Source organism: Trichocoleus sp. FACHB-40 (assembly GCF_014695915.1).
GTDB lineage: Bacteria > Cyanobacteriota > Cyanobacteriia > Cyanobacteriales > FACHB-T130 > Funiculus > Funiculus sociatus.
This window is the reverse complement of sequence record NZ_JACJPF010000060.1, coordinates 43,953-70,199: the sequence shown is the minus strand read 5'-3', so window position 1 is coordinate 70,199 and position 26,247 is coordinate 43,953. Positions and strand designations below refer to the sequence as shown.

At 45.6% G+C, this 26,247-nt stretch carries 21 protein-coding genes; 14 read left to right on the top strand and 7 right to left on the bottom strand.

Annotated features, from left to right (window positions below; all coding sequences use genetic code 11):
• The first annotated feature begins 28 nt into the window (after positions 1–28).
• Both H6F63_RS13960 and H6F63_RS13955 read left to right on the top strand, forming a co-directional pair.
• Entirely contained in the window at positions 29–1,036 is a 1,008-nt protein-coding gene (locus tag H6F63_RS13960) for a hypothetical protein (protein WP_190638211.1), read from the top strand.
• 217 nt (positions 1,037–1,253) lie between these two features.
• Positions 1,254–1,799, top strand: coding sequence for an isochorismatase family cysteine hydrolase (locus H6F63_RS13955; protein ID WP_190638209.1), 546 nt, complete (start codon positions 1,254–1,256; stop codon positions 1,797–1,799).
• 153 nt (positions 1,800–1,952) lie between these two features.
• On the opposite strand, the gene H6F63_RS13950 is transcribed toward H6F63_RS13955, so the two are convergent.
• Positions 1,953–3,974: an FAD-dependent oxidoreductase gene (locus tag H6F63_RS13950; RefSeq protein WP_190638275.1), complete on the bottom strand. Its 2,022-nt coding sequence runs from the start codon at positions 3,972–3,974 to the stop codon at positions 1,953–1,955.
• 435 nt (positions 3,975–4,409) lie between these two features.
• Here H6F63_RS13950 and H6F63_RS13945 point away from each other — a divergent pair, with 435 nt between their 5' ends.
• From H6F63_RS13945 to H6F63_RS13935, 3 genes are all read left to right on the top strand, one after another.
• Positions 4,410–5,282: a DUF4142 domain-containing protein gene (locus tag H6F63_RS13945; protein ID WP_199298017.1), complete on the top strand. Its 873-nt coding sequence runs from the start codon at positions 4,410–4,412 to the stop codon at positions 5,280–5,282.
• A gap of 237 nt (positions 5,283–5,519) precedes the next feature.
• Positions 5,520–6,866, top strand: a complete 1,347-nt coding sequence (locus H6F63_RS13940) for an AAA family ATPase (RefSeq protein ID WP_190638207.1) — start codon at positions 5,520–5,522, stop codon at positions 6,864–6,866.
• 52 nt (positions 6,867–6,918) lie between these two features.
• Positions 6,919–8,703, top strand: coding sequence for a tetratricopeptide repeat protein (locus H6F63_RS13935; RefSeq protein ID WP_190638205.1), 1,785 nt, complete (start codon positions 6,919–6,921; stop codon positions 8,701–8,703).
• A gap of 88 nt (positions 8,704–8,791) precedes the next feature.
• On the opposite strand, the gene H6F63_RS13930 is transcribed toward H6F63_RS13935, so the two are convergent.
• The 4 genes from H6F63_RS13930 to H6F63_RS13915 form a co-directional block, all read right to left on the bottom strand.
• Positions 8,792–9,130 (bottom strand): DUF4870 domain-containing protein, encoded by a 339-nt coding sequence (locus H6F63_RS13930; protein ID WP_190638203.1) that lies wholly within the window; start codon positions 9,128–9,130, stop codon positions 8,792–8,794.
• 68 nt (positions 9,131–9,198) lie between these two features.
• On the bottom strand, positions 9,199–10,902 hold the full coding sequence (lnt, locus tag H6F63_RS13925; protein ID WP_347276797.1) for an apolipoprotein N-acyltransferase: 1,704 nt from the start codon (positions 10,900–10,902) through the stop codon (positions 9,199–9,201).
• A gap of 24 nt (positions 10,903–10,926) precedes the next feature.
• Positions 10,927–13,473, bottom strand: a complete 2,547-nt coding sequence (gene gyrA / locus H6F63_RS13920; RefSeq protein ID WP_190638200.1) for a DNA gyrase subunit A — start codon at positions 13,471–13,473, stop codon at positions 10,927–10,929.
• A 329-nt stretch (positions 13,474–13,802) separates the two neighbouring features.
• Positions 13,803–15,101 (bottom strand): chloride channel protein, encoded by a 1,299-nt coding sequence (locus H6F63_RS13915; RefSeq protein ID WP_347269470.1) that lies wholly within the window; start codon positions 15,099–15,101, stop codon positions 13,803–13,805.
• 215 nt (positions 15,102–15,316) lie between these two features.
• Here H6F63_RS13915 and H6F63_RS13910 point away from each other — a divergent pair, with 215 nt between their 5' ends.
• The 5 genes from H6F63_RS13910 to H6F63_RS13890 all read left to right on the top strand — a co-directional run bounded on the left by H6F63_RS13910 (position 15,317) and on the right by H6F63_RS13890 (position 18,803).
• A complete protein-coding gene (locus tag H6F63_RS13910) occupies positions 15,317–15,556 on the top strand; it encodes a hypothetical protein (protein ID WP_190451889.1) in 240 nt (79 codons plus the stop codon).
• 53 nt (positions 15,557–15,609) lie between these two features.
• Positions 15,610–16,527 (top strand): histone deacetylase, encoded by a 918-nt coding sequence (locus H6F63_RS13905; RefSeq protein ID WP_190436218.1) that lies wholly within the window; start codon positions 15,610–15,612, stop codon positions 16,525–16,527.
• A gap of 371 nt (positions 16,528–16,898) precedes the next feature.
• Positions 16,899–17,060, top strand: a complete 162-nt coding sequence (locus H6F63_RS13900; RefSeq protein WP_190638198.1) for a hypothetical protein — start codon at positions 16,899–16,901, stop codon at positions 17,058–17,060.
• A gap of 575 nt (positions 17,061–17,635) precedes the next feature.
• On the top strand, positions 17,636–18,019 hold the full coding sequence (locus H6F63_RS13895) for a hypothetical protein (RefSeq protein ID WP_199298016.1): 384 nt from the start codon (positions 17,636–17,638) through the stop codon (positions 18,017–18,019).
• Between the two features lie 280 nt (positions 18,020–18,299).
• The gene (locus tag H6F63_RS13890) at positions 18,300–18,803 is read left to right on the top strand and encodes a hypothetical protein (protein ID WP_190638197.1); all 504 of its coding nucleotides are present in this window, start codon (positions 18,300–18,302) and stop codon (positions 18,801–18,803) included.
• A 73-nt stretch (positions 18,804–18,876) separates the two neighbouring features.
• On the opposite strand, the gene H6F63_RS13885 is transcribed toward H6F63_RS13890, so the two are convergent.
• On the bottom strand, positions 18,877–18,972 hold the full coding sequence (locus H6F63_RS13885) for a cytochrome b6-f complex subunit PetL (RefSeq protein ID WP_190425270.1): 96 nt from the start codon (positions 18,970–18,972) through the stop codon (positions 18,877–18,879).
• A gap of 101 nt (positions 18,973–19,073) precedes the next feature.
• On the opposite strand from H6F63_RS13885, the gene aroB reads away from it, so the two are divergent.
• The 3 genes from aroB (at position 19,074) to H6F63_RS13870 (ending at position 23,484) form a co-directional block, all read left to right on the top strand.
• Positions 19,074–20,171, top strand: coding sequence for a 3-dehydroquinate synthase (aroB, locus tag H6F63_RS13880; protein WP_190638195.1), 1,098 nt, complete (start codon positions 19,074–19,076; stop codon positions 20,169–20,171).
• A 28-nt stretch (positions 20,172–20,199) separates the two neighbouring features.
• Positions 20,200–21,483 (top strand): glycosyltransferase, encoded by a 1,284-nt coding sequence (locus H6F63_RS13875; protein WP_190638193.1) that lies wholly within the window; start codon positions 20,200–20,202, stop codon positions 21,481–21,483.
• 420 nt (positions 21,484–21,903) lie between these two features.
• A complete protein-coding gene (locus H6F63_RS13870; RefSeq protein WP_190638191.1) occupies positions 21,904–23,484 on the top strand; it encodes an NAD(P)H-quinone oxidoreductase subunit 4 in 1,581 nt (526 codons plus the stop codon).
• 110 nt (positions 23,485–23,594) lie between these two features.
• Here the strand turns inward: H6F63_RS13870 and H6F63_RS13865 are convergent, their stop codons facing one another.
• A complete protein-coding gene (locus tag H6F63_RS13865; protein ID WP_190425220.1) occupies positions 23,595–23,753 on the bottom strand; it encodes a YqaE/Pmp3 family membrane protein in 159 nt (52 codons plus the stop codon).
• A gap of 406 nt (positions 23,754–24,159) precedes the next feature.
• Between H6F63_RS13865 and H6F63_RS13860 the strand changes: the two genes are divergently transcribed.
• Positions 24,160–26,241 carry an ATP-binding protein gene (locus H6F63_RS13860; protein WP_190638188.1) on the top strand — a complete coding sequence of 694 codons (2,082 nt, stop codon included), beginning with the start codon at positions 24,160–24,162 and terminating at the stop codon, positions 26,239–26,241.
• Positions 26,242–26,247 lie beyond the last annotated feature (6 nt).

Sequence of the window (26,247 nt, the reverse complement as noted above, 5' to 3'; positions counted from 1 at the left end):
ATGAAATCAGGTAACTAGACATTCTTGAATGCTGCAACTAATTGGGCGGATACTTCTATGGCTTCGGGGTGGAACCTTAAGGTTATTGATCCTAGCGGGATTCATCCTCCTAATTTGGGGAATCATATCGCCTGTGGGAACACTGATGTGGTGGCTAGGGCAAGGGGCTGAAACTGTAGGATTGAAGAAAAACCAGCCCTATACCCTGCCACCTAACAATGCGGTAACTTCTGTTGTTAAATCTTCCCAAATAAATTGTTACATTGTTTATCTTTCAGGAGTGGGAGATTTTTCTGCTAATGAATTAACTCCCGGAGAAGAAGAGTTTCTAGACCGGATAGTTAAAATTCATCCCAGTTGCGTAGCCGTAGGGGATGTTTTCCCTTACTCAGCAGCTAATAAAAGTTTAGGAGGTCAGCGGGTGCTAGCTCCCCTATGGAACTTTGCTAATAAGGCAGATGGTTGGTTTGGAATAGCAAACGTGCTGATCAAAATTCGCAATATCTGGCGATTCGCAATCTCAGCCGATCCTCGCTATGGCGAGGTTTATAATCAGGGGATTGCCGATGCCATCATCGAACGGATGAATGCTAAACATCCTATCGCACAGGTTCAGAATAAACCTTTTAAAATTATTCTCGCTGGTACGAGTGGCGGTGTAGAAGTTTCCTTGGGTGCAGCTGGCTATCTTGACAAGTGGCTAGATGCAAAAATCATTATAGTTTCGATTGGTGGTGTCTTTAATGGCAGAACTGGCTTTAATGCCAGCGAGCATTTCTACCATCTGCGAGGTCGTCGAGACTGGGTTGAAGATATAGGCGGCATTATTTTCCCGTCGCGCTGGCTGTGGAACGTTGGCAGCGAATATAATCAAGCTCGTCTGCAAGGCAAGTATACAGCTAGTATCAGCGGCCCCCACACCCACGATGGCCCGGAAGGCTATTTTGGTCAAGAAGTTGCCCAGGAAAATGACATCACCTATGTCGAGTTAACCCTAGAAGAAATTAATCAATTGCCAATTTGGTCTGAAAAGTAGTTAGTGGCTAATGGTTAATGGCTAATGGCTAATGGTAATTATTCAATCAGCCACTAGCAATCATTAATGAGCCTTTGTTTGGTTTCGGTTGCCTCAACCTAACCTAAAATTAGGCTACAAAAGTGGGTTTATAACTTTAGAGGGGTAGAAATTCCCTTTAATAACTCTTCTAATTATGAAAGATAGATTCCTCAATGTATATAAGACCATTTAATAAATGTCCGAGCCATTACTGATCGTTGATGTGCAACCCGGTTTCATCAACGAATTCACTCATCACATCCCACAACGCATCGCCCGTGCGATCGCGCGATCGCACTATACACCGCTTTTGTTTACTCGGTTTATCAACTCGCAAAATGGCCCCTATAGTCGCTTCCTCAACTGGGACGGCTGCAACCACGAACCAGACACAAACATTGTCCCAGAACTCCAAACCTTTGCAGAAGAAGACCTCATTTTTTCCAAGTCGGGACTGTGCGGACTGCCGGATTCCTTAGCAGACTATCTCTCAAAGCATGATATTAAGCGGATCTTCATCGTCGGTATTGATACCGATATGTGCGTGTTAAAAATCGCAATGGATCTTTTTGACATCAGCGTAGAACCAATTATACTCACCGATTGCTGCGCTAGTACGGCAGGCTTGCAAGCTCACTTGGCAGGTTTAGCGGTACTCAGCCGCAATATCGGTGCTATGCGGCTGCGCGACGCTGGTGTCAGCGATGGGTGGTTGGCTGCACCTGTAGAAACGGCAAAATAATTGCTAATTGCTAATTGCTAATATAGCAATCCTAATGGGTTTGTAAAAAAACGAACCGCCGAGGCACTCTAAAAAGAAAAAGAAAGAATTTTATGCCTCAGATAGGATTGCTATTTTAATAAAAAACAATTAGCCATTAGCCATTAGCAAATATTACTTCCACTCTTCCCAATTCTGGTTAAAAATTGAGGTATCTGGAAAAGTAATTGGGTTGCTATTTTTCTGCAAACGACGTTTGAGCGCTTCTAATTGCGGTTCTTGACGTGGCAGTTCATCTACTAGCTGATAAGGCATTATTCCGTTTTCCAAGGCAAAAGCGGCTGTTGTTCCCGCAGCTGCACCAGCTGACCATTCAAAGGAATGCACCCGATAGGCGGCGGCGGCGATGTGGCTGGTAGCAATACTTTTCCCAGCGACTAACATATTGTCGATTTTTTGGGGAATTAATGCTCTGAGTGGAATTTGGAACGGATACGCTTGTCCTGCACCCCGCCGTTCACCCTCACGTTCTTTGTTACCTGGGGCTTCTGCCGGACTCATAGTCATGCAAGGATGGAAGTCAATCGCATAGTGACCAATACCGATAGAATCCGGGTAAATTGTGGAACGACTGCGCCGCATGATTTGATCTAAAGGCTTGGTGCCTGCGATCGCACTTGCTGCTTCAAAACCAGCCAATGCTGCCCGTAAACTACGATAGGTTTGTGGTGAGAGAGTGTTGCGGTAATATTCATCGTTATAGTCGCGGCGAGAAATATCAATTTCCCACAAGGTAAAGCCTTGGGGATGTCCCCAACCAGGTCGTCCAATAATCCGCCGTCCTTCCCGCATATATGGGTACTTAGACAAGCCATGTGCTGTTCCCATCGGGGAATCTAACCCACTCAAATAGCGATTATTTGGTTGCGGCTGCTTGACGTTTGCGCCTAGTTGAGAATCAGTAGTTCCAGCTACCAACCAATGGAAATATCCCAAGGCATTTTCTTCACCTTTACGGAGGGTTTCTGTCCGCAGTCCTCCCATCCACCCTCCGGGCTGTAGCTGTCCGCTAGCTTGCAACTGATCGCGGGAGTAAATTAAGTTATCTTCGGCAGTTCCAGGGCGGTAGTCGTTACCCCAAGTCCAGTTCTGCATCGAGATGTCGCCAGGTGTTGGTGCGCTATAAGTAACGCCCCCGAATTTGGTTTGTTGTCCCTCTTTCGGACTCCAAATGCGGCGATAAGTAAAGACAAGCCCAAAATCCGCCAATCGCTGTAATTCATAGCTGTAGTAAGGCGCATATTGTTCGTAAAACGGCGGCGGAGTGTGGGCTTGCGGTTTATCGGTTGCCTCCATAGCAAAGGTGTAGGTAAAGCCTTGGGTGCAGTAGCGATCGCCTGTTTCGCTGGAGGACGATGGTTCTACATAAGATCGGGGGTCGATACCTAGCCGATAGGGAACGTCCGCCAAGCCTATCAGTTCCCCGGTTTCCGTTGCATCAACTACATACCAATCAGGGCCTGTTCCCCCGGTTTGCTTTTTCCGCTGCTGGGGTACGAAGCGGACAATACTTTTTTCAAACTGAGGGGAGTTCTCGTAGCGATAGGAATCTTCGATGGTTTGAGACAGCGGTGAAGTGTTTAGCGGTGGTGCGCCTTTAACGGGACGATGCTGGATAGCGATCGCGCCTTGAATCAGTTTCCCACTTTGGTTGATGTCTAGTTCCTTAACCACCGTCGAGGGAAACCATTTCAGCGTACCTTTTCCCCGTCTGGCGGCATCTTTTAACTGATTGAAGAGTATGTTATGAGCATCTTTGGGCAAAAAGCAGGATTCGCTTACCCAACAGTCGCCTGGGTTGAGTTCTCCATATTTACTCTTGATCCGCTGCCGCAAATCCAAGTAACCGCGAGAATAAAATAGCTGCTGGCGCTGGGTCGGGCGTTCATCCAGTGCCGAAGTTCCTTGGGCGGAAATCTGTCCGCCTACCCAGTCGGTAATCTCAGTTAAGCAAACTGTTCGCCCGGATAGCAAGGCTTCATATGCTGTTGCGGCACCGGAAAGTCCGCCTCCCGCAACCAAAATTTCACATTCTACAGTTTGGTCTGGGCTTCTGGGTGGCGCGGCCAAGGCGACTGGAACGACTGATTCTAGGAAAGTTAAGCCTAGAGTGAGGCTAAGGAGCGATCGCTTCATCATTTGGGCTATATTGCAGCTTCCACGTAAATTTAACTAGCTCTGTGACGCTACCACTCCGAAATTGTTCAATGCAAGCTTTTCGCTACACAAGAGCGTCTTTGTCACTTGGATGTTGCCCAACCACTGCTTTTAAAGTTTTTTAAATTTCGCCTTTTGATAAACCTTCATCTATCTATAGTTAGGTGTTTAATAGTTATCTTTAGAATTAAGTTTTAGCTTTCATTGGTAAACACACATACCTAAAGAAAGAGGGAATTTATCAAAAGTAAAGCATCATTAACAATAGATGGTTTACTGCTCAGATGTTCCTCCTAGTCTGGGTAGAAAACAAAAAAATGGCGCTTTAAAACCGTCCTAAAATTGTTAGTCTCTCACCAGATTAATTAATGTATTAGGACACATATAAACTCAGAAAGATAAGGAACTTTGACAATGATTAGACGGGCAACAGCAACTGCCGCCCTGGTGGCAGCCGGATTATTTGCGTCTTTGGGTTACTCAGCGGTAGCTCAAACAAGCCGACCCACGTCGCCAGCACCTGGAATGTCGCCAGCACCTGGGATGTCACCAAACCGGCCGATGTCCCCAGCACCTGGAATGTCGCCAGCACCTGGAATGTCACCAAACCGGCCGATGTCGCCAGCACCTGGAATGTCGCCAAGAAACAATCAACTTAGCGCCTTAGACAGGCAGTTTGTTATCGATGCTGCTCACGGGGGAATGGCAGAAGTACAACTTGGGCAACTAGCGTTGCGAAAGTCAACAAACGCTGAGGTAAAGCAATTCGCTCAGCAGATGATTAACGAGCATACGCAAGCAAATAAAGAACTCATGAGCTTAGCCGCCCAAAAGGGTATCACTCCTCCAACCACTCCCGGGCCAAAGTATGAAGCAGCAATGATGCAGCTTCAGCAGTTGTCTGGAGAGAATTTCGATAAAGCCTATATGATGGAGGGCGGGCTTAACGGTCACATGGAAAGTCAGGCGGTGTACCAGCGTCAAGTGCTGCTGGGACAAGATCCTGATCTGAGAACTTTTGCTGCTAGGATTTTGCCAAGGGTGCAGGGCCATTTGCAAATGGCGGCGACGATGACACGCAACACATTTGCTGGAAGAAACGATGATACCCCTGCAAGACCGGGTATGCAGATGAACCGTGGAACCCAGACGACTCCTGGGACGCAGATGAACCGTGGAACCCAGACGACTCCTGGGACGCAGATGAACCGTGGAACCCAGACGACTCCTGGGACACAGATGAACCGTGGAACCCAGACGACTCCTGGGACACAGATGAACCAGTAGTATCAGGCAATAACTAAAGAGCGATCGCATTTTCCTCGAGGAGAGTGCGATCGCTCTTTGCTAGATTTTGAGGAAGGAGTGATCGCAAAGCGTATGTATGCAAGCGCTACTTGCTCATCGCTATTGTAGATTTTGCCGCAAGACACGATAGGGTTTGAGATGGCACAGCAAATCGCCTAGAATTTGGCTATATAAATTTTTATAGCTCTATTCAGTTACTACAACTAGGCTAACCCGATGGTTCCACTTCCTCCCAATCGTGCTACGACTCTTAAAGCTGCGTATCGGGTTTGTGATGTACGCCCGCTAGAAGGTGAAAATATCCAGCGATACTATGTTCACTTATCAACAGTACGGAAAACTCAGGCGGTTGAAGATGTTAGCACCATTTTAGACTTTCAAGAAGCTGGAGAATTTACTACACTTTTATTTACAGGGCATAGAGGCTGCGGTAAGAGTACAGAGCTGAGACGCATTAAGAGTCGATGGGAATCTGATTATCGGGTGATTTACTTAGAATCAGATGAAGAAATTGATATTAACGATGCTCGTTATACAGATTTGTATTTGGTGATTATCAAGCTTGTTGAGTATGAATTACGCACTTTGGGTTTAAAGTTTGACACTCAACTTCTAAATAGCTTTGAGTCCTGGTTTAAAGATATTACTGAAGAGACGGAAACAAGTATAGAAAACTCGGTTGGTATAGAAACAACAGCAGAAGCAGGTGCAGAGATTCCTTTTATTGCTAAATTATTAGCTAAAGTAACTGCTCAAATCAAAGGTTCTGAAAAGAAAAAGATATCAATTAGAGAAGCTCTAGAAAGAGATATTTCTCGCCTCAAAAGCGATATTAATCTTTTAGTGAGTGATGGCTATAAAAAATTACGAACTAAATTTCCGCATTCCAAAGGATTTTTGATAATTTTTGACAATTTAGATCGAGTACCACCGAATGTTGGCAATCATTTGTTTTTTGACTATGCAGCACAGTTACAAGAACTACACTGCACGATTATCTACACGGTACCTATTTCTATACTTTATTCAGAAAAAAACTTAAATAACGTTTTCGATAAACCCAATATTGTGCCGATGGTAAATATTTATGAATTTGAACGCGATCGCGTGGATTTAGATTATAACCAAAAAGCACTAGACGCGGTTGCCAGTTTGATTGAGCATCGGGTCGAAATTGAGGCTGTATTTGAATCGCGCGAACCCTTGCTAGATTTGGCAAGAGCCAGCGGTGGTCATGTCCGTCAGTTAATGCAAATGATGCGAACTGCTTGCCAAACTGCTAGCACTCGCGGTCACAATAAAATTACGGTTGAAGATGTCACCTATGCAGTTAAACAGGAACAATTTAATTTTGAGCGGGTTATTCCTACAGAACACTATGCTCTCTTAGCACAAGTCTGCATAAATAAAGATATTAATAAAGACGAAATAGGGCAATTGATGCTGTTTAATACATCTGTTTTAGAATATAACGGCAACAATCGGTGGAACTACGTCAACCCAGTGATTAAGCAAATAGATGCCTTCCAAAAAGCTCTCAAACAAGCTCTCCAATCTTCTTAATGATTATATAGAGTTATCTGAATTAAATTCAGATGTCGATACATTTATTTCTATGAATCAGCAGCAATTATCTGAACTGTTGACATTTCTAGATTTTGCTGAAGGTTTTACAATTGGATTTATAGAAATTAATTTTTATAAAGATTTAGATACGTTAATAAAAGCACTCAAAAAACATTCTAAATACAAAGATATTCAGTTTGAGTTACTAAATTTTGATAACCCGGAGCTACGTTTTTTGAGGGATTCAATAATCCAAAATCTGCTAGATATAAATATTGACCCTGATAAAAAATTAGTTTTAATTCTGCAAGGGTTAGAAAAATCAATTGGGATGTTTGGGGAATACCCACCCGTGCTACAGGATCTCAACTTTGTTCGGGATTCCTTTACTAAAAGCGTCCCTCATCCTATTCTTTTTTGCTTGCCAGATTATGCCATTACTCGTCTAGCTAAATTTGCACCTGATTTTTGGGCATGGAAATCAGGGATATTCCATTTCAATACAGCTCAATCCACTAAAGATGATGCCCTTGCCAAAACTCTCCAGTCTGAAAAAATCCTTGATGAGTTAGAGTTGCCTGAAAAACAAGAGCGAGTTGATCTGTTACATAGACTCTTGATGGAATACAGCCCCTCTGGTTGTCATGAAACAGAAGATAATTTACAGACACGGATTGATATTTTGATTCAGTTAGGAGAGGCTAATCGCAGCCAGTTTGAATTCACAAAAGCGACAGAATACCTGGAAAAAGCACTTGAGCTAACAAACAAAAATGAGGATTTAAAGGGTAAAAAAGCGACTGTTCTGTATGAATTAGGAGTTGTCTACATTCTTCAGGGGCAAGTTGAGCAAGCGATCTCCCTCTTAGAACAGTCACTCTTAATTGCCAGGGAAACTGGCAATCGCTTGCTAGAAGGCATAATTCTGAATTTTCAGGGCTATGCTTACTCTTTAGGAGCGCACTACCAGCAAGCCATTAAGTCTTATCAGCAGTCCTTAGCAATTTCAGGGGAAATCGGTACTCGCCCCCTCAAAGGTATGACTTTGAATAAACTGGGCGATGTTTACGCTACCCTAGAGGATTACGCGCAAGCCATTGAGTTTTATCAGCAGTCCTTAGCAATTGCACGGGAAACTGGTGATCGCCATCGTGAAGCCAAAACTTTACGCAGTCTGGGCAATGTTTATGTTGCCCTAAAGCAGTACCACCAAGCCATTGAATTTTATCAGCAGTCCTTAGCAATTGCACGGGAAATTGGCGATTGCCAGGGGGAAGTCCCCTCGCTAGGTATGCTAGGCAATGCTTACGCTGTCTTAGAGCAGTACCAGCAGGCAATTGAGTTTTATCAGCAGTGTCTGAAAGTAACACGGAAAATTGGCGATCACCAGCGTGAAGCTTTAACTTTGAATAATCTCGGTAAGGCTTACACTGCCTTAGAGCAGTACCAGCAAGCAATTGAGTTTTATCAGCAATGCCTGCACTTAACACAAGAAATTGGCGATTGCCGGCTTGAAGCCGTAGCTGTGCATAGTCTGGGTGATGTTTACACTTTCTCAGAGCAATATCAACAGGCAATTGAGTTTTATCAGCAGGCTCTTAAATGTTGGAATTACCTGCGTGAGGAGAACTTTCAAGCATTAGCTTTGATGAAAATAGGACAGTTATTAGCATATGCTCAGAAAAATTTTATTACAGCCTTAACCTACTTGCAGGAATCTTTAGCAGTTTTTCAACAACTCACTTCTCCAGATGCAGAGAAGGTTAGGCAAATGATTGCTGATGTGCAGCAGATGGCCGATGCTCAAGAGAGTTCCATTAGCGGTAATACATAAAATTCAGGAAGTAAGCGATCGCGGTTTACCAAAAGTCTTTTTTTAAGTTAGTAAATCTGGATCTACACCGAGCGATCGCTATTATTTGCTACTGCACTAATCGAAAAATCAACGGGTAACGGTAGGGTTTATTAGGATTGCTGAGAACCTTGACAAGAGCGATAATTGGCATTATAAAACTTGCAATGCCTAGCAAAATAAACAGTGGTATACCGATTACGATAAAACTCAGCATCAGACAAATGGCTGAATAAATATAAAGATTGATGTGAAAGTTTAGGGATTCTCTGGCGTTCTCTTTGACAACTGGATCATCGATGATGAACAATATTGCAATGGGTATGCCGATAGATACGATAGTGGAACTCAAAAAGATTGCTCCATGACATAGCCCAGATAAAAGCTTCCGTCGATCTAAGTCACTCATGCCACTGCCTCTCATCTACGAAATGCGATCGCACTTCGATGGTAGCCTTTCAAAACTTTGGTTTGCCATCAGTCTCGCGGACGATAATTATTTCTCCAGAAGGTGTTGAAGAACCACGCGATCGCGCCCCCAATCAACAACAATGGCGTTAACCAATCACCCCAACGCACATACAAAGTTTCCGTTTGTCTGCGGTAAATTGTATGTGCGTGAATCTCATAGGTATTCATTCTAGAAATCCACTGCGTTCTGCCGTGGGGGTCTATCACACCAGAAAATCCAGTATTCGTAGCGCGGACAGCCCAGCGATCAGTTTCAATCGCCCTCATCAAATCTTGGGCATGATGTTGACCCATCATAGTTGAGGTGTAATGAGCATCGTTAGAGGCTGTAAGAATAAATTGCCCGCCCGCAGCCGCTTGATGTCGGAAAAGTTCGGGGAAGGCGGAGTCATAACAAATCCCGATGATGGCACGACCAAAAGGTGTATTAAATATTTGGTTTTGTTTACCATGAATTAGCTGAGCATCTAAAGGGGAAAGTTTATCAATAATCTTTCCTAAAAATTGCTCGAAGGGAATATATTCTCCCAAAGGCACCAGTTTAACTTTGTCGTATTGGCTAAAAATTTCACCATTGCCAGTGATAGTAAATAAGCTATTTGTCAGGTTATTTCCCTGCTTACCAAATCCTCCCACCCAGGCAACAACACCGTTTTCCTTAATAGCTGAGTAGAAGGAACTGCCAACTCTTTCTGGCTGATTCCATACGAAGGGCAATGCAGTTTCTGGGATTATAACTGCATCAACTTCTGTTGCTAAAGCTTTATAACCGCTGGTGTATCCTTCTATGGCGCGCTCCCAGCCAGCCCGATCAAATTTGATTTTATTGGGGATATTTCCTTGAATAATTCCTACTTTTAATGCTGCTGCTTGCGGTTGGAGTATGGGACGGCTGTACAATCCAAATCCTATGAGATGCAACCCTACAAATATTCCAGCCGCAATACCTAAATAGCCTAGGTGGAGAAGGAACCGTCCAGGTGCAGAAGATATAGAGGAAGAGGTAGAATTAGTTTTTTCTTGGCGTTCTTTGCGGTTAATGAAGGCTTCGGCAATTAAGCCATTTATTGCTACGATTGCTGCTGTTACTGTGTTGGGGCCTGAGATTTGACCAAGGTGTAAAATTGCCAGATTGTGAGGGCTTTGGGTGAAGGAAAGGGAAGTCCACCACAGGCTTCCGGAACCCCAAAGGCTTTCCAGTCCGCACCACAAAGCTGTTCCAATTAGAACGCGAATTAAGGCGGATTTGGAGTTTCGATTAATCCAAGCTTGACAAGTTGCCCAAGTTGTAACTAATGCGGCTCCCCAAAGGATGATAAAAGTCCAGCAGAAGAATGCGATCGCTAAACTCGCCAGCCAGGGAACTCCCAACCACGTCATCGGGTGAATTCCGGTAATCCAAAATAAAGCTACGCCGTGATAGCCGATTCCCCAAAGTAAAGGCAAAAGGAGATCCCCCCAACCCCCCTTTTTAAGGGCGACAGGAAAAGGTAAAAGAAAGAATTTTCGTTTTTTTTGCTCTTTTACTTCTAACTTTTTACGTTCTTCGACAACCAAAACCCACAGGGGCGCTAAGGCAATCCAAGCAAAAAACCACGCACCTACTGGTGCAGTGGTTAACCCCATCAAGATACCACTCACTAAGGCGATGAGTGAACGCCAAGAAATGCGCTTTGTCAAGACAGGAGGAAGGCGAAATATGTTCAACATCATTCATCCTTCCTCCTTCATGGTTTATTCTTCTGGAACTTCTTCCTCATCACCAGTAGAGGGGGGAACTAACGCCGCCGCAGCGATCGCATCATCCTCATCAAGTCGTTGCACTCTCACCCCTGTTGCCATTCTTGATTGCAGGGAAATCGCATCTGTTGCTTGACGGATGATAATGCCTCGGCTTGTCACCATCATTAGCTCATCACCTTCATTTATGGTTCGCAGAGCAGCTAGTTTGTCGTTAGGCTTGCGGAACTTAGTGGCAACTAATCCCATCCCAGCGCGATTTTGCAGCCGGAATTGAGCAACTGGCACCCGTTTCCCATATCCGCCTGTTGTAATTACTAGCACCCACGGCCCGTTACCGTTGAGGATGGGAGCGTCTTCAGCTGCTTCCGGTTCTTCAATCTCCGCTATTTTGGCGACTACTTGACTTGGCAGTATATCCATGCCTATCAGTTCATCTCCAGTACGGAGAGCCATTGCTCTGACTCCGCGAGTTGCACGACCCAAGGGACGCAGTTGCTCGTGATTGGTGCGGAAGTGAATTGCCATGCCTTGGCGCGATCCGATGATGATGCTATCATCCACTCTAGCGCGTCGCACCCACCGCAATTGATCTCCCTCTTCTAAGGAGATGGCGATTAAGCCATTCGAGCGGATGTTACTGAAAGCAGCTAATTCTGTCTTTTTGATGTAGCCGCCTTTAGTCAGCATTACCAGGTATTCTTCCCGGCTAAATTCGCTCACCGACACGACTGAAGTGATTTTTTCGTCGCGGGGAATGGGCAGCATTTGCACGATGGGGATACCCCGCGCTGTGCGAGAAGAAGCTGGGATTTGGTAAGCTTTGAGGCAGTAGACAACCCCGCGATCGCTAAAGAATAAAACGCTATCGTGGTCGCAGCAGGTAAGGAAATGCTCAACGCCATCATCCTCTTTCATGCCAGTACCTTTTTTACCTCTGGTGTTGCGGCTTTGCGCTTCAAAGGTGTTAACTGGCATCCGCTTGAGATAACCTTGTTCTGTTAGCAGAATCAAGGCTTTTTCGTTGGCGATTAAGTCGGTGTCGTCAATTTCACCTTCCGCGTGTTCGATGACGGTGCGGCGAGGTGTCGCGTGGACGGTTTTGATTTCCGTCACCTCGGTTTGGATGATTTCTAAGATACGTTCGCGTCGTGCCAAAATATCTTGCAAGTCGGCAATCTGCGCTTGTAACTCGTCGTGTTCTAAGCGAATTTTCTCAGCTTCCAGTGCAGTTAGTCGCCGCAACTGCATCTGTAAAATTGCATCCGCTTGCGCCTCAGAAAGCCCGTAGTTGTCCATCATCTGCGTCTTTGCCGTTGGTGTGTCGGCGGCGCGGCGGATCAACTCAATCATCTCATCTAGGTGCAACAGGGCAATCAGTAACCCTTGCAGCAGATGATCTCTTTCTTCTGCTTTCCGCAGTTCGTAGCGGGTGCGGCGGGTGATGCACTCAATCCGGAAATCTAGGAAAACGGTGAGGAACTGTCTGATTGTGAGCGTTTGGGGTTCCCCATTCACCAGTGCCAACATATTCGCCCCAAAGTTGGCTTGGAGAGGCGTTTGCTTGTACAAGTTGTTGAGGACAACGCGGGGATAAGCGTCTCGCTTGAGTTCGATCACGATTCTCATCCCATCGCGATCGCTTTCATCCCGAATATCTGCAATCCCTTCCAGCTTCTTATCATTCACCATGTCGGCGATTTTCTCAATCAACGCTGCCTTATTCGTTTGGTAAGGCAACTGAGTGATAATAATCGCTTCCCGATCCGGTCGTCCCCGATGTTCAATGGTGTCTATTTCAGCGACACCCCGCATCGTAATCGATCCGCGCCCAGTTGTATAAGCTTCCTTAATCCCAGATACTCCCAGAATCTGCGCTCCTGTGGGAAAATCTGGCCCCGGAATATACTGCATCAACTGGAGGTCGGTTATTTCTGGATTCTGGATTAGCGCCATTAATCCATCAATCAACTCTCCCAGATTGTGCGGTGGAATGTTCGTTGCCATCCCCACCGCAATACCACTGGAACCATTGAGCAACATTTGGGGAATGCGTGACGGTAATACCAGCGGTTCTTGCTGGGAACCATCGAAGTTATCCCCAAAATCTACAGTTTCCGACTCAATATCCTGTAAAAGGGCGGCACCTGTGAGGGATCTTAGGCGGCATTCAGTGTATCGCATTGCCGCGGGCGGATCGTTGTCAACTGAACCAAAGTTGCCGTGTCCGTTAATCAGGGGGTCGCGCATGGAGAAATCCTGCGCCATCCGTACCAAAGCATCGTATACCGCAGTATCACCGTGGGGGTGGTATTTACCCAGCACTTCCCCCACCACCCTTGCACACTTGCGGAAAGGACGATCGTGGGTAAGCCCCAGTTCGTGCATTGCGTAGAGAATGCGACGATGTACGGGTTTCAGACCATCCCTGGCATCTGGCAGCGCCCTACCGACAATTACGCTCATTGCGTATTCCAGGTAAGACCGGGACATCTCATTCCCTAAATCCGTTGGGATAATCCGCTCCTGGGAAGTGGTCATACTATGAAAAAGCTCCAAAAATGTAGAATAATGGCAGATAATACGCAAAAAATTGCGATTATTTCCGCCTTAATTCTAAAGAATGACAAATTATATGAAAATTTTATCACATTTTGGCTTTTATTGGGCGTTAGTCATTGACAATTGGTGTGTCGAAAAACTCCTTCCCAACCCTCCCCGAAACAGGAACCGAACAGGATTATCTTACGTCGGCTGTGCGTGCGGGGAATGAGGGTTTTTATTGATTGGTCGCTATGGCGAGAAAATGGATCAGCCTAGTGCGTGATCGCATACTGACACAATAGCTGCTGATGAATATTGACCAATGACTATTCTGCGATCGCTTCTTGTTGAGTCTTGAGTTGAGAAGCAATCAAAGGTGCTTTGGGTGCGAGAAAGAAGCCAATTAAACTAGCGAACAAGATTGGCGTTAAAGGGCTGATATTGGCAAGTTTCGACAGCAATAAAGTGGTACTTATAGGTGTTCGCGTCACTGCTGCGTTTAACGCTGCCATTGTGCAAATCATGGCAAGAGAAGGATTGAGTGCGGGAATTAAAATTCCGATCGCTTTCCCCAAACACGCACCTGTAAAAAATAGCGGGATGATAAACCCACCCCGCCAACCTCCAGTGACAGTAACGCCGATCGCAGCCATCTTTGCCAAAGCTAGAGTAAAGAGGAAAACAGCAGAAAAGTTACCCACCAAGACGGTATCTAACTCTTCGTGACCAAAATAACGAGTTAGGGGGAAAGATACCGCTAAAATGCCCAATCCCAGACCTGCGAGTGTGGTGCGGAAATAAATCGGGCCACCGATGCGGGCAAAGATGCGATCGCACCCGCGAAAAATTGCCATAAACACCCATGCAGCGATCGCCCCAATAACCCCGAACAAAATTGCCCAGCCATAATCATCAACGTTTTCTAAAAGGTACTGGGGAAAATGCCAAGTCGGTGCAATACCCAGTTTAGTAATTACAGCAAACACGAGATAACTCGCACAACTGGCAACAATCGCTGGAAGCATTGCTTCGTAATACTCCACAACGTGTTGATGGTGCAAAATTTCCAAAGCGAATATTGCACCACCAAGAGGTGCGCCAAACAAAGCAGTGAAACCAGCAGCCATCGCCGCCAAACTCATCGTTCTCAGGTCTTCCCCCTCCAGATGCAAGCGATCCGCTACCCACGTACCAAAAGATCCGGTTACTTGTACCAGTGGCGCTTCTGGGCCAGCACTACCGCCAGCCGATATGCTGAGTAGAGATGCCAGAATCATTGACGGATTTTTAGTTGCATCCAGCCGTCCGCCGCGAAAGTGGATATTATCGACAATTACCGCAATTTCCCCTGGATTTCCTAAAAAATGAATTACGGTGCCAACAAGTAAACCAGCCAGGGGCATCAATAGGAGTAGTCTCGGCCCCTCAACCTGGTGTAGGACGTGAATCATCAACTCTAGAATGTTCCAGTACAACCCAGCGAATAATCCGCAAACAGTACCAACAATCGCCCAGCGGAAGACCCAACGGGAAATCATTAACGGATTACGCTTTACCAGCCCAAAAAGCTGAGGAAATGTCCAGCGTTGAGTTTCATTATTTGGAGGGCGATTTCTGGGTGACACGGCTTGTTTCCTTGATATCGTAAGCGAAAGAGCTGCTTATCCTAAGCTAACTCTAGAAGCGGACAGCAGAATTTTAATTTATTGAATTTAGCGATATCAAAACGTAATAGGGTGAAAATATTTGATTTCAATTTAAGCCTCAAGGTAGTGGGTACCTTACCAGAGGCAAGCTTAAGCTGAAACAGAGAAATGCAAGTAGAAGCGTGGAATTAGCTATGAGCGCACAAGAAGAAAACATGAACGAACAAGACAAAGAATTAGAGCCAGAAGTCAAAGAAGCGATCGCTAAAATCAAACAGCCTCCATCAATCAACGAAACTCTGATGGAAGAAGATCCACAATACCTGATCAATAACCCTGCTGTGGCACCACAAATGCAATCGCTTAACGACCCAGGCGGAACAGATATGATAGACAATATTTATAAGCAAGATTTATCGGAGGAAGACAAATAACCAGGATAGATACAATGCCAGAAAGCATCAATCCTGCGTAATTTTCTCCGACTATGCTGCCAGTAATCTACTCGGATGACTTTCTCAATCACAACACTGGACAATTTCACCCCGAAAGACCAGCACGCCTAACAGCAATTGTACAAGCAATAAATGCTGCTCCTTGGGCATCTCAAATTGATTGGCAGCTGCCGACACCAGTGAAAGATAGGGCGATCGCGCCTATCTTACAACAAGTTCACACTCAAGATCATATCGAGAGAGTCCAGCGTATCGCCCAAAACGGCGGCGGACACTTGGACGGCGATACCCTGGTTTCCCCCCAGAGTTACGATGTCGCCTTATTAGCCGTGAGTGCGTGGCTGGATGGAGTGGATAGGGTACTCGAAACCGGAAACCCAGCCTTTGTGCTAGCCCGTCCCCCCGGACATCACGCCGAGAGAATCGCCGGGATGGGGTTTTGCTTATTCTCGAATGCCGCGATCGCAGCTTACCACGCCCTTGAACAACCGGGAATCAACCGCGTTGCCATCCTCGACTGGGACGTTCATCACGGCAACGGTACGCAAGATATTGTCGAAACCCATCCCAAAATTGCCTACTGTTCCCTGCATCAATATCCTTGCTATCCCGGCACCGGAAAAGCCTCTGAACGAGGAAACTACAACAACGTATTAAATCTACCATTACCTCCAGGCAGCGCGATCGCTGATTATAAACCGCGTTTTGAACAAAAAATCCTGCCTTTTTTAACCGACTTTCAGCCAGATTTGTTGATTGTCAGTGCAGGCTACGACGCAAATGCAGACGATCCGTTAGCCAGCATCAACCTGCAACCGCAAGATTTTGGCGTATTCACAGATTATTGTCTGCAAGTAACCCGTCGCATCCTTTTTGGTCTTGAAGGCGGTTATGATCTCTCGGCGCTATCTGAGTCTGTCCTAGCGACTATCGAAAGGTGTTTGGTCTAGAAGGAAGACATTCTCCTTCCTCTCGTCCCCAGTCTCAGCCTTTACCTTTGCTCTCGTTCCCAGGCTATGTGGCCTGGGAACGCTTTTTTTTGAGACGAAAGCTAGTAACGAGATGGTATAAAAGCGCGAAGCTTCTCTTTGATGCTGCTTTAGGAAAGAACTCCCCTGGTAGTTAACCTAAGTGTTTTTACGGTCTTTGTAGTTACCTTATATTACCTTTACTTCTCAGGCGGTCAAGTCGTAGCCGTATAATTACGGGGAAATTTTTTGGGTTAAAGCAGAATCTAGTGATCTTTCTGAGGAAATTGATAGCCAAGGTGTGGAGTAATAAGGGAAGATAAACAACAGCCCAAAGCTGAAAAGACGAACCAATGACTACCTACATTACCTTTGAAACCGCACTTCGGATTATTGAAAACGCCTATCTAGTTTCAGCAGGATTGCTGTTGGCGGGTTCATACATCGGTTTGACAGCCATCGAAAAGATGGAAAAATCTGACGACAACCCAACACGGCAATTCGGTTCTCGCTAGACAGTTCTCACAGTATTTGACAGTTGAGTTGTACCCACTCAACACTGGCGTCGCACTCAACGGTTACAGATTTTCGGAATCGTCAGCATTGACCGTGTAGAACACGCTAATACCCACTTCCTGTAAGAAGACTGCTATGAGTTTGTTCCATTGTCCAGATTTTACAAGTGATGTTGATTAAAAACCCAGATTAGACTTACTCCACAGTACCTGGGACTCAACATCGATAAGTATTCACCAGTAGAGACAACAACTACCCCTATCCAGGGGTTTTTTTTTAACTAAGGGGGCTGGGGACTGGGGATTAGGGACTAGGAACTATGAACTAGGTAAGACTTTTTCCCAATTCCCAATTCCCTTCTCGGTCAGGAAGCTTTGAGATTTATGCCAATCTATGGACTAAGCGATCGCTTCTCCCGTTAAAGGCTACTGTTTGCTTTTTTAGGTCGAGTTATAAACAGGGTTCATATAATTTTAGAAAAAAAACTTTTCTTTACATCCATCTAACGGAATATTTACGTCTTTCTTTGGGTATACTTGGCAGAACTGCGAAAACAATCAGGAAGAAAACTCAAATGGCAGAAATGAACTGTTTAGAGTTGGAACAAGAAATTGGCAAGATGGCTGCGGCAATGATGACCCGTAACAGCCAGATAGGGGAAGACCTAATCGCCAATCTCAAAACTCAGATGACGCTTGAAGATGTAGCTGGTGTGATGCTGGTGAGTATTGAGCGTTTGATGTGGTTTGACACCGAATCAGTTATCTGGACTATAAAACATCTGATTCCTAGCGATGTGATGCAACAAATCCGCAGAATTACTTCAGTCGCTGTCTGCAAGCAGTTGATTGGCAAAGGATTCATACCAGGAAAAGATTTTAGTGTCAGTGCTACAGGCAAACTGCTCCTCAACCAGAACGCTAAAACAGCAATATTACCTCTGGCGACAATAGAGTAATTTCAGGCGCTCTTGGATGCCGCCAGACGAACTTAATCAGAGAGAGAACACAGGCATAGTTTTTCGCGCGTCCTCGGCATCATGTAGAGACGAGTACAGGTTGGGCGGCATAATTCCCTTGCTAACTGCATTTATTGCACAAATATTCTGTTTGTAACAAAAATGTTGTGAGGAGGATCACTTAAAAGAAAGATGGGTATCACACCCCTCACACGGTTTTAATCACTTCCGTATATAAAGAAATGTATAAAACTAAAAATAGAAGATTCTGTGACCTACGATGCCAGACAAAGCTCTCGTCCCCATCGCGATCGCTCAACCCACAGAAATCTTAAATCAGTTGAAGAGTGGGCAACTGCTTAAGGTCAACGGTTTTCCTGGTAGTGCGATAATCATCTGCCATCGGCATCATGCGGAAATGGCAGGCCCAGGCGCAGCTGTTGGCAGTTTGTTTGATATCAATTGTCGTCGGGTAATCCCCATCGGCAATCCGTCTGTGGTTTACCCAGAGTCTCTTGCAGAACGTCAAAAAGCTTATGTCATCCGGCAGCAATGGATTCGCTTGAATCAAAAAGCGATGGAGCATTGCGTACCGTTGCACCGTGCTGTGGCGATTTTAAGGCTATTTGAGAGATACTTTGGCCCCGAAGCAACTACCCAAATGCCGGATGAGATTTTGGCTCAGTTGGTAGGAGTTTTCCCAAAAACAATCCAGATGGCGCGTCTAGCGACTGACAATCAAGTAGAAAGTAAGAAGCGAAATTTGCAACAGGTAACAGCCTGAGGAAAATAGGGATTGGGGATTGGGGATTGGAAAGAATCTTACCTAGTCCCTACTCCCCAGCCCCCAGCCCTTGTTAAATTAGCTTGATGGCGCGAAGGCCGAAATATAGCGCTAAAGCTGCACCAAAGGCAGCACCCAAAATCAAAATGTAAGCGATCGCAGCAGAGATATCCATTTTTCGCGTTAACCTAATATCGACTATGAACTATTGAATCATCAACTGGAGTAGAATACAGCCGACAAGCGATCGCTCTTTGATGGGGAAGACTTATGGAATCGGTTATTGGAGTTAATTTACCACAGGAATCTTACGAGATTGCGATCGCATCTGGCAATCTGGCAAAACTCGGCGACAGAATGATCTCGCTAAACCTGGGTAAGAAAGTATTAGTCGTTTCTAACCCGGTAATTTTTCAATATTACGGGGAAGTGGCGATCGCATCCCTCAAAGAGGCTGGTTTTGAAGTCGCACAAATTACTCTCCCAGCTGGGGAAAGCTACAAAACTCTCGACTCACTACAAAAAATCTACGACGCTGCCTTAGAAAATCGTTTAGAGCGTTCCTCAACTATGGTAGCTTTGGGCGGTGGCGTAATTGGCGATATGACTGGCTTTGCATCTGCCACTTGGTTGCGCGGGATTAACTTTGTGCAAGTACCGACAACGCTGTTGGCGATGGTTGATGCGTCAATTGGCGGGAAAACGGGAGTTAATCATCCCCAAGGGAAGAATTTAATTGGTGCTTTCCATCAACCGCGAGAAGTTTTAATCGATCCAGAAGTGCTAAAAACCTTGCCAGTGCGCGAGTTTCGGGCTGGAATCGCCGAAGTTATTAAGTACGGGATTATCTGGGATGCAGAATTATTTTCTCAGATGGAGCGATCGCAATATCTCGACTGTCTGGACAATCTAGACCCAGGTTTATTACAAGAAATCCTGGCTCGCTCTTGCCAAGCCAAAGCTGATGTAGTAAGCAAAGATGAAAAAGAAGCTGGACTCAGAGCAATTCTCAACTACGGTCACACCATCGGTCATGCAGTCGAAAGCTTAACCGAATACCGCGTAGTTAATCACGGTGAAGCTGTAGCTATTGGCATGGTAGCGGCGGGTGAAATTGCCGTAAACCTACAGATGTGGGATAAGTTAGCCTCAGAGCGTCAAAACGCATTAATCCAAAAAGCCGGATTACCTACTGCGTTACCACCAGGACTAGATATTGAAGCAATTGTAGACGCTCTCTCGACCGATAAAAAAGTTAAAGCCGGAAAAGTGCGCTTTGTCCTCCCGACGCAAATTGGAGCAGCAATTGTAACCGACCAGGTGCCACGGGATGTGATAAAACAAGTGCTGCAACAGATAAGTAGCTAATACAAATTACCAATTACCACTATTTGATATGACTCACTATGGCATCATCTGTCCTAGATCAACAGGACACCTCAACACAATAACTCCTTTAGGACGCGAACTGCTTTCTCGCGGTCATCGCGTCACTCTCTTCGGGATTGAGGATGCTCAACCCAAGGCACTTGCAGCCGGATTGGACTTTTGGGCAATTGGAGAATCCGAGTTCCCACAGGGGATAACTAAGCAATCTTTGGGAGAATTGGGGAAACTAAGCGGACTGGCTGCCTTGCGCTATACCATCAGTCTGATCCAACAGAGTGCTGCTATGCTGCTTCGGGAGGCTCCGGCAGCCCTCAAAGCAGCAGGTGTAGAAGCATTGTTAGTAGACCAAATTTCATATGGGGGAGGGACGGTAGCAGACTTCCTAGAGATTCCCTTCATTACTGTGTGCAGTGCCATGATGGTTAATCAAGAAGACAGCGTTCCCCCATTTTCTTCACCTTGGAGTTATAACACTGCATTGTGGGCGCGTCTGCGGAACAAAGCAGCTTACAATCTATTCAATCGCATCACTAAGCCAGTCCGGGACGTGATAAGCGAGTATCGCCAAAAGTGGAATTTACCCCTCTACGTTCACTCGAACGATCAATACTCCCAACTAGCGCAGTTGAGTCAACAGCCAGCTGAGTTTGACTTCCCAAGACAGCATTTACCTAAAGTCTTTCATTTTACTGGCCCATACCACAATTCAGCCAGCCGAGAACCTGTATCTTTTCCCTTTGAAAAGTTAACGGGAAAACCCTTAATTTACGCCTCTATGGGAACTGTACAAAATCGCCTGCTGGATATTTTCCGCGATATTGCCGCAGCTTGTGAGGGATTAGATGCTCAGTTAGTGCTTTCTCTGGGTGGTTCAACTACCCCAGAATCGCTCCCAGAACTGCCTGGTTCACCCTTGGTTGTAGAATATGCACCCCAACTAGAGTTACTACAAAAAGCCACCCTGACGATTACCCATGCAGGCCTGAATACTACTTTGGAATCCTTGAGTAATGGGGTGCCAATGGTAGCGATTCCGATTGCCAACGATCAGCCGGGAGTAGCAGCGCGTATAGCTTGGACGGGTTGTGGGGAAGTTGTGCAGTTGTCTCGGTTGAGCGTTCCCAAGTTACGAGCAGCTATACAAGGGGTGATGACTCAAGATTCTTACAAGCAGAATGCTACCAGGTTACAAGCAGCAATTCACCGTGCTGGAGGAGTTCGTCGAGCTGCCGATATTATTGAACAGGCTATATCTACAGGAAAGCCTGTTCTTTGTGATGCTAACGGTTGACCTTCCTAAATATTACATTTGTCTCGTTTCTAGGGTGAGGCTGGGAACGCATACATAGAATATCTAGGCTCTACTCCCATACCTCACTTCATCAGAAATGCTCACCCTGTAATGAATACAGACCCTCCACCTCCGAATTCCCATGCAGAGCATAGAAGTTCGGAGGTGTGGGGTGTCAACGCACACGTCTTTTTTTTATCCCTTGGGGCTTAACATAAATTTATTTAAATTAACAGCTTGTTACTTTAGTTATTTAAGGTATATATTCATATTGTAAGTATTTATTCCTAAGACGTCACTTTTTAGTTCAGTCAATTAAGGAAAATTTTACGGGACAAGTACAGGTAGCCAAAGCAAGTACCTGCCATACGCAACCTGAAACCCCTGGTATACCCCTCAACCTTGCGTAGGTTCTAGATAATGAACGCACAATTCCCGTGGATAACCACTATTGTTCTGCTGCCCTTACTAGCTTCTTTTGCCATCCCGGTACTACCTGATAAAGAAGGCAAAACTGTTCGCTGGTACGCTCTTGGGGTAGCGTTTGTAGACTTTGCCCTGATGGTTTATGCCTTTTGGTATCACTACGACCTAAATAACCCAGGCTTTCAACTGGTAGAAAACTACGCCTGGGTACCGCAGTTGGGACTGAACTGGTCAATGGCGGTCGATGGGTTGTCAATGCCACTAATTGTCTTAACTGGCTTAGTCACTACCCTAGCTATATTTGCGGGTTGGAAAGTTACCAAAAAGCCGCGCTTGTTTTACTTCCTGATGCTGGTGATGTTAAGCGCCCAGATTGGTGTCTTTGCTGCCCAGGATATGCTCTTATTCTTCATGATGTGGGAACTGGAATTAGTGCCAGTGTACCTGCTGATCTCTATCTGGGGCGGAGAAAAGCGCCGATATGCAGCCACCAAGTTTATCCTCTACACCGCCTTGGCGTCTGTATTCATTCTGGTATCAGCCTTCTTGATGGCATTTTCAGGCGATACAGTCACCTTTGACATGGCGACGCTAGCAGCCAAGCATTATCCCAAAGCATTAGAATTAGCCGCTTATGCTGGATTCTTGATTGCCTTTGGTGTCAAACTGCCGATTTTCCCCCTGCACACTTGGCTACCAGATGCCCACGGCGAAGCTTCAGCGCCAGTATCGATGATTTTGGCTGGGGTGTTGCTGAAAATGGGCGGTTATGCGCTGATTCGCATGAACATGGAAATGCTACCTAATGCCCATGCTTACTTCGCGCCAGTGCTAGTAATTCTGGGCATGGTTAACATTATCTACGGCGCTTTGACCGCTTTTGCCCAAACCAATCTCAAACGGCGGTTGGCTTATTCTTCAATTTCCCACATGGGCTTTGTGCTGATTGGTATCGCCTCGTTCACAGATTTAGGTTTGAATGGTGCGGTGCTGCAAATGGTTTCCCACGGCTTAATTGCGGCAGCGTTATTCTTCCTCTCAGGCGTTACCTACGACCGTACCCACAGCTTGATGATGGACAAAATGGGCGGACTTGCCAAACAAATGCCCAAGGTGTTTGCCTTGTTCACAGTAGGTTCGATGGCTTCCCTCGCGTTACCGGGAATGAGCGGTTTTGTGGGCGAACTGACGGTATTTTTAGGCTTGACGACAAGCGATGTTTACAGCCCAATTTTCAAAGTTGTGGTGGTGCTGTTGGCGGCGGTGGGATTGATTCTTACACCAATGTATTTACTGGATTTGCTGCGTCAAGTATTCTACGGGCAGTCTAATCCAGAATTGGCGACATCAGTGGCGATGGATGCTAAGCCTCGTGAAGTTTTTATCACTGCTTGCTTGTTAATACCCATCATCGGAATTGGTTTGTATCCCAAGGTGGCGACTCAAACCTATGATGTTAAGACTGTTGCAGTTGCAGCCCAGGCGCGTAATGTGCTGACGCTGGTTGCCCAAAAACAAGCGCCTCTATATTCTCAAGCTTTATTGGCACCAAAACTACCTGGTACGGTTGATTAAGTTTCCTTCCTGGCTGGAAATTAAACTTAATTTAAGGAGCCTGATTGTTTAAGGCTCCTTTTTTGTTTTATTGTGGGAATGCAAATGTTAGGAAAAAGCAGGAATTATGGCTATTTTCTGACAATAACCCATACTGCATGGATAATCCCTGGTACATAACCTAGGAAAGTCAAGACGAGATTAATCCAAAAGTCTGTGCCAATCCCAACTTGCAAGAAAACTCCAAGAGGTGGAATAAAAATGGCTATGAGTATGCGGAAAAAATCCATAATACCCTCCGTATAAGAGTTATGGTTGATACTTCTCAACAGTAGCATCGATACTGGGCTGAGCCATCTCTATTGAGATAGAAAAGCAGCTCTAAGCAATTAAAACTAAGAAATTAAAAATTAAAAACTGTAAAAGCCAGTGGTCGCTTTTCCCTTCGGGCGCTTATTGGAGGTAAATTAAATACCCGACAGCCGAGCGGTGCCATAAAATAAATGTTGTGTATGGCTGGTAAAGTAAAAAAGTATAAATATTAGTTATACTAATCAACTTTTTCGCTGGTAGAGGGTCGTCATTTTAGGTGAGTGGCGCGATCGCAAAATATGAAGTTATCCTATTGACAAATTAAGGCAGCGATTGCATTGGATATCATTTCAGGATATCCGGTTAACTCGAACGGTCATTTTTATGAGTAATTCTGCTGTTAGAGCAGCCTGGTTCAAGCGAGTGAGGGGTGCAATGATAAATGACCTTAACCAGCTCTTTGAGGATTCCCAACAACGCTTGCAGGAGTTGTGGCAGTATACCGAAGAGTTATCGGAGCTGGAAAAGCAGCCGATAGTGGAAGTTCTGGAGCAATTATCCAGCCAACTGCAAGAAATGCAAGTAGTGACACGCTACCAGATACGCCAAAGAAAATTGGCTACCAACACTCGTGTAGAACTCGTCGCACAAGGACAGCATTATCAATCTGATCAGGAGTTACATCGTCAAGCGGATTCCGATGATCCAATAGTAGCGATCGCAGCGAGTAATGATATTGCCTACTTGGTGACAAATCCACAAGGGGTAATTCTAGAAGCCAATCGGACAGCAGCACAATTGTTGGACAATTCTCAGGAGTGCCTGCTGGGTAACTCTTTAGTGGAGTTTGTCGCCGCCGATGCTCGTGGTGACTTTCATGCTCAGCTTAGCGCATTGCAACAAGGAGCGGTTGTCAAAAATTGGGAAATCGGCTTAGCTAAAGCCCAAGGCGAACTGTTTACTGGTGTGTTAAGCGTAGAGCCAGTGCGCCAAGTGCAGCAACCTCATCAAGTGGTAGGGTTGCGCTGGTTCCTGCAAGATATTACTGAGACTAAATACAATTCGGTGGTTTGTCTTAACCAAAGAAAGCTGGAGTGTGTCCAAGACGATTTAGAAAACTTGCTGGCAGAATCCCTAGAACCGGAAGGCGAACTAGCTGATGAAACAGAGTGCGAAGCGCCCCACAATATGTTACTTCGCCAAACGCTTTTGCGTCGCACTTGGGCGCTACAACGGGCGCTCAAGTTTGAAGCAATGCTCAAACTTATTACCGACAAATTGCGCGATACTCTCGACGAAAACCAGATTTTGCAAACCGCCGTACAGGAATTAACTCTGGTGTTGGGTGTTGAAGGTTGCGATACAGCTTTATACAATGCCGACCGCACGGCGACTATTACCCATGAGTACACGATAGGATTGCCGTCTGCTCTAGGGGAAGTCGTATCAATCGACAACTTGTTTGCCGAAGATACTCAATTGTTGCAAGGTCAGTATTTCCAGTTTTGTTACTTAGTGCCAGGGATTCGCGGACAAGTGGCTATCTTAGCTTGTCCAATTTTTGATAACCAAGGGATGTTGGGGGATCTGTGGTTATACAAGCGGCACGAAGAGGCTTTTAACGAGTTAGAAATCAGATTAGCGCAGCAAGTTGCTTCTGGGTGCGCGATCGCGATTCGTCAAGCTCGACTTTACCAAGCAACCCGAAGCCAAGTAGTAGAACTGGAAAAACTCACTCGCCTTAAAGATGACTTCTTAAGTACCGTTCCTCATGAATTGCGATCGCCTGTTGCCAACATGAAAATGGCAATTCAGATGTTAGGCATTGCCTTGAATAAAGACCACGGATTGTTCGCAGAGCTATCCAAGCCACCAGCAAAAAGAAACAAGGTAGCTCGCTACTTCCATATTTTACATAACGAATGCGAACGAGAAATCAACCTAGTTAATGACCTCTTGGAATGGCAAAAACTTGATACTGAAGTTCAACCCCTAGTGCTGACAACAATTGAAATGCTCGAATGGCTTCCCAAAGTTATCGAGCCTTTTGTTCAGCAAGCTCAAGAACGCCAGCTAAACTTAGAAATTAACATCGAGCCGGAACTGCCTCCCTTAGTTTGCGACCACGCCAGTTTAGGGCGAATTTTAAGCGAGTTGCTGACCAATGCCTGCAAGTATACGCCAACCCAAGAAAAGATTATCGTCACAGCTCGTACCGCACAAGCAAGAATAGAAGTGAGCGTGAATAATACTGGGGTGGAAATTCCAGCAAGCGAGAGGGAGCGGATTTTTGAGAAATTCTACCGCATCCCCAGCACCGATCCTTGGAAGCAGGGTGGGACTGGATTAGGACTGGCGCTGGTGCAAAAGCGAGTGGCACTTTTAGGAGGTACGATTCAGCTGGAAAGTAGTGCAAATCAAACTTGTTTTACAGTGTCTTTGCCGCTAAAACCTTCAGAACTTTGAAGAGGT

Coding starts and splice junctions, on each gene's coding strand:
- H6F63_RS13890 (WP_190638197.1), top strand. CDS start 18,300: ATGCCAGACAAAGCTCTCGTCCCCATCGCGATCGCTCAACCCACAGAA.
- lnt (WP_347276797.1), bottom strand. CDS start 10,902: ATGTTGAACATATTTCGCCTTCCTCCTGTCTTGACAAAGCGCATTTCT.
- H6F63_RS13900 (WP_190638198.1), top strand. CDS start 16,899: ATGACTACCTACATTACCTTTGAAACCGCACTTCGGATTATTGAAAAC.
- aroB (WP_190638195.1), top strand. CDS start 19,074: ATGGAATCGGTTATTGGAGTTAATTTACCACAGGAATCTTACGAGATT.
- H6F63_RS13860 (WP_190638188.1), top strand. CDS start 24,160: ATGAGTAATTCTGCTGTTAGAGCAGCCTGGTTCAAGCGAGTGAGGGGT.
- H6F63_RS13950 (WP_190638275.1), bottom strand. CDS start 3,974: ATGAAGCGATCGCTCCTTAGCCTCACTCTAGGCTTAACTTTCCTAGAA.
- H6F63_RS13905 (WP_190436218.1), top strand. CDS start 15,610: ATGCTGCCAGTAATCTACTCGGATGACTTTCTCAATCACAACACTGGA.
- gyrA (WP_190638200.1), bottom strand. CDS start 13,473: ATGACCACTTCCCAGGAGCGGATTATCCCAACGGATTTAGGGAATGAG.
- H6F63_RS13945 (WP_199298017.1), top strand. CDS start 4,410: ATGATTAGACGGGCAACAGCAACTGCCGCCCTGGTGGCAGCCGGATTA.
- H6F63_RS13910 (WP_190451889.1), top strand. CDS start 15,317: ATGAGCGCACAAGAAGAAAACATGAACGAACAAGACAAAGAATTAGAG.
- H6F63_RS13875 (WP_190638193.1), top strand. CDS start 20,200: ATGACTCACTATGGCATCATCTGTCCTAGATCAACAGGACACCTCAAC.
- H6F63_RS13955 (WP_190638209.1), top strand. CDS start 1,254: ATGTCCGAGCCATTACTGATCGTTGATGTGCAACCCGGTTTCATCAAC.
- H6F63_RS13865 (WP_190425220.1), bottom strand. CDS start 23,753: ATGGATTTTTTCCGCATACTCATAGCCATTTTTATTCCACCTCTTGGA.
- H6F63_RS13870 (WP_190638191.1), top strand. CDS start 21,904: ATGAACGCACAATTCCCGTGGATAACCACTATTGTTCTGCTGCCCTTA.
- H6F63_RS13960 (WP_190638211.1), top strand. CDS start 29: ATGCTGCAACTAATTGGGCGGATACTTCTATGGCTTCGGGGTGGAACC.
- H6F63_RS13940 (WP_190638207.1), top strand. CDS start 5,520: ATGGTTCCACTTCCTCCCAATCGTGCTACGACTCTTAAAGCTGCGTAT.
- H6F63_RS13935 (WP_190638205.1), top strand. CDS start 6,919: ATGAATCAGCAGCAATTATCTGAACTGTTGACATTTCTAGATTTTGCT.
- H6F63_RS13930 (WP_190638203.1), bottom strand. CDS start 9,130: ATGAGTGACTTAGATCGACGGAAGCTTTTATCTGGGCTATGTCATGGA.
- H6F63_RS13895 (WP_199298016.1), top strand. CDS start 17,636: ATGGCAGAAATGAACTGTTTAGAGTTGGAACAAGAAATTGGCAAGATG.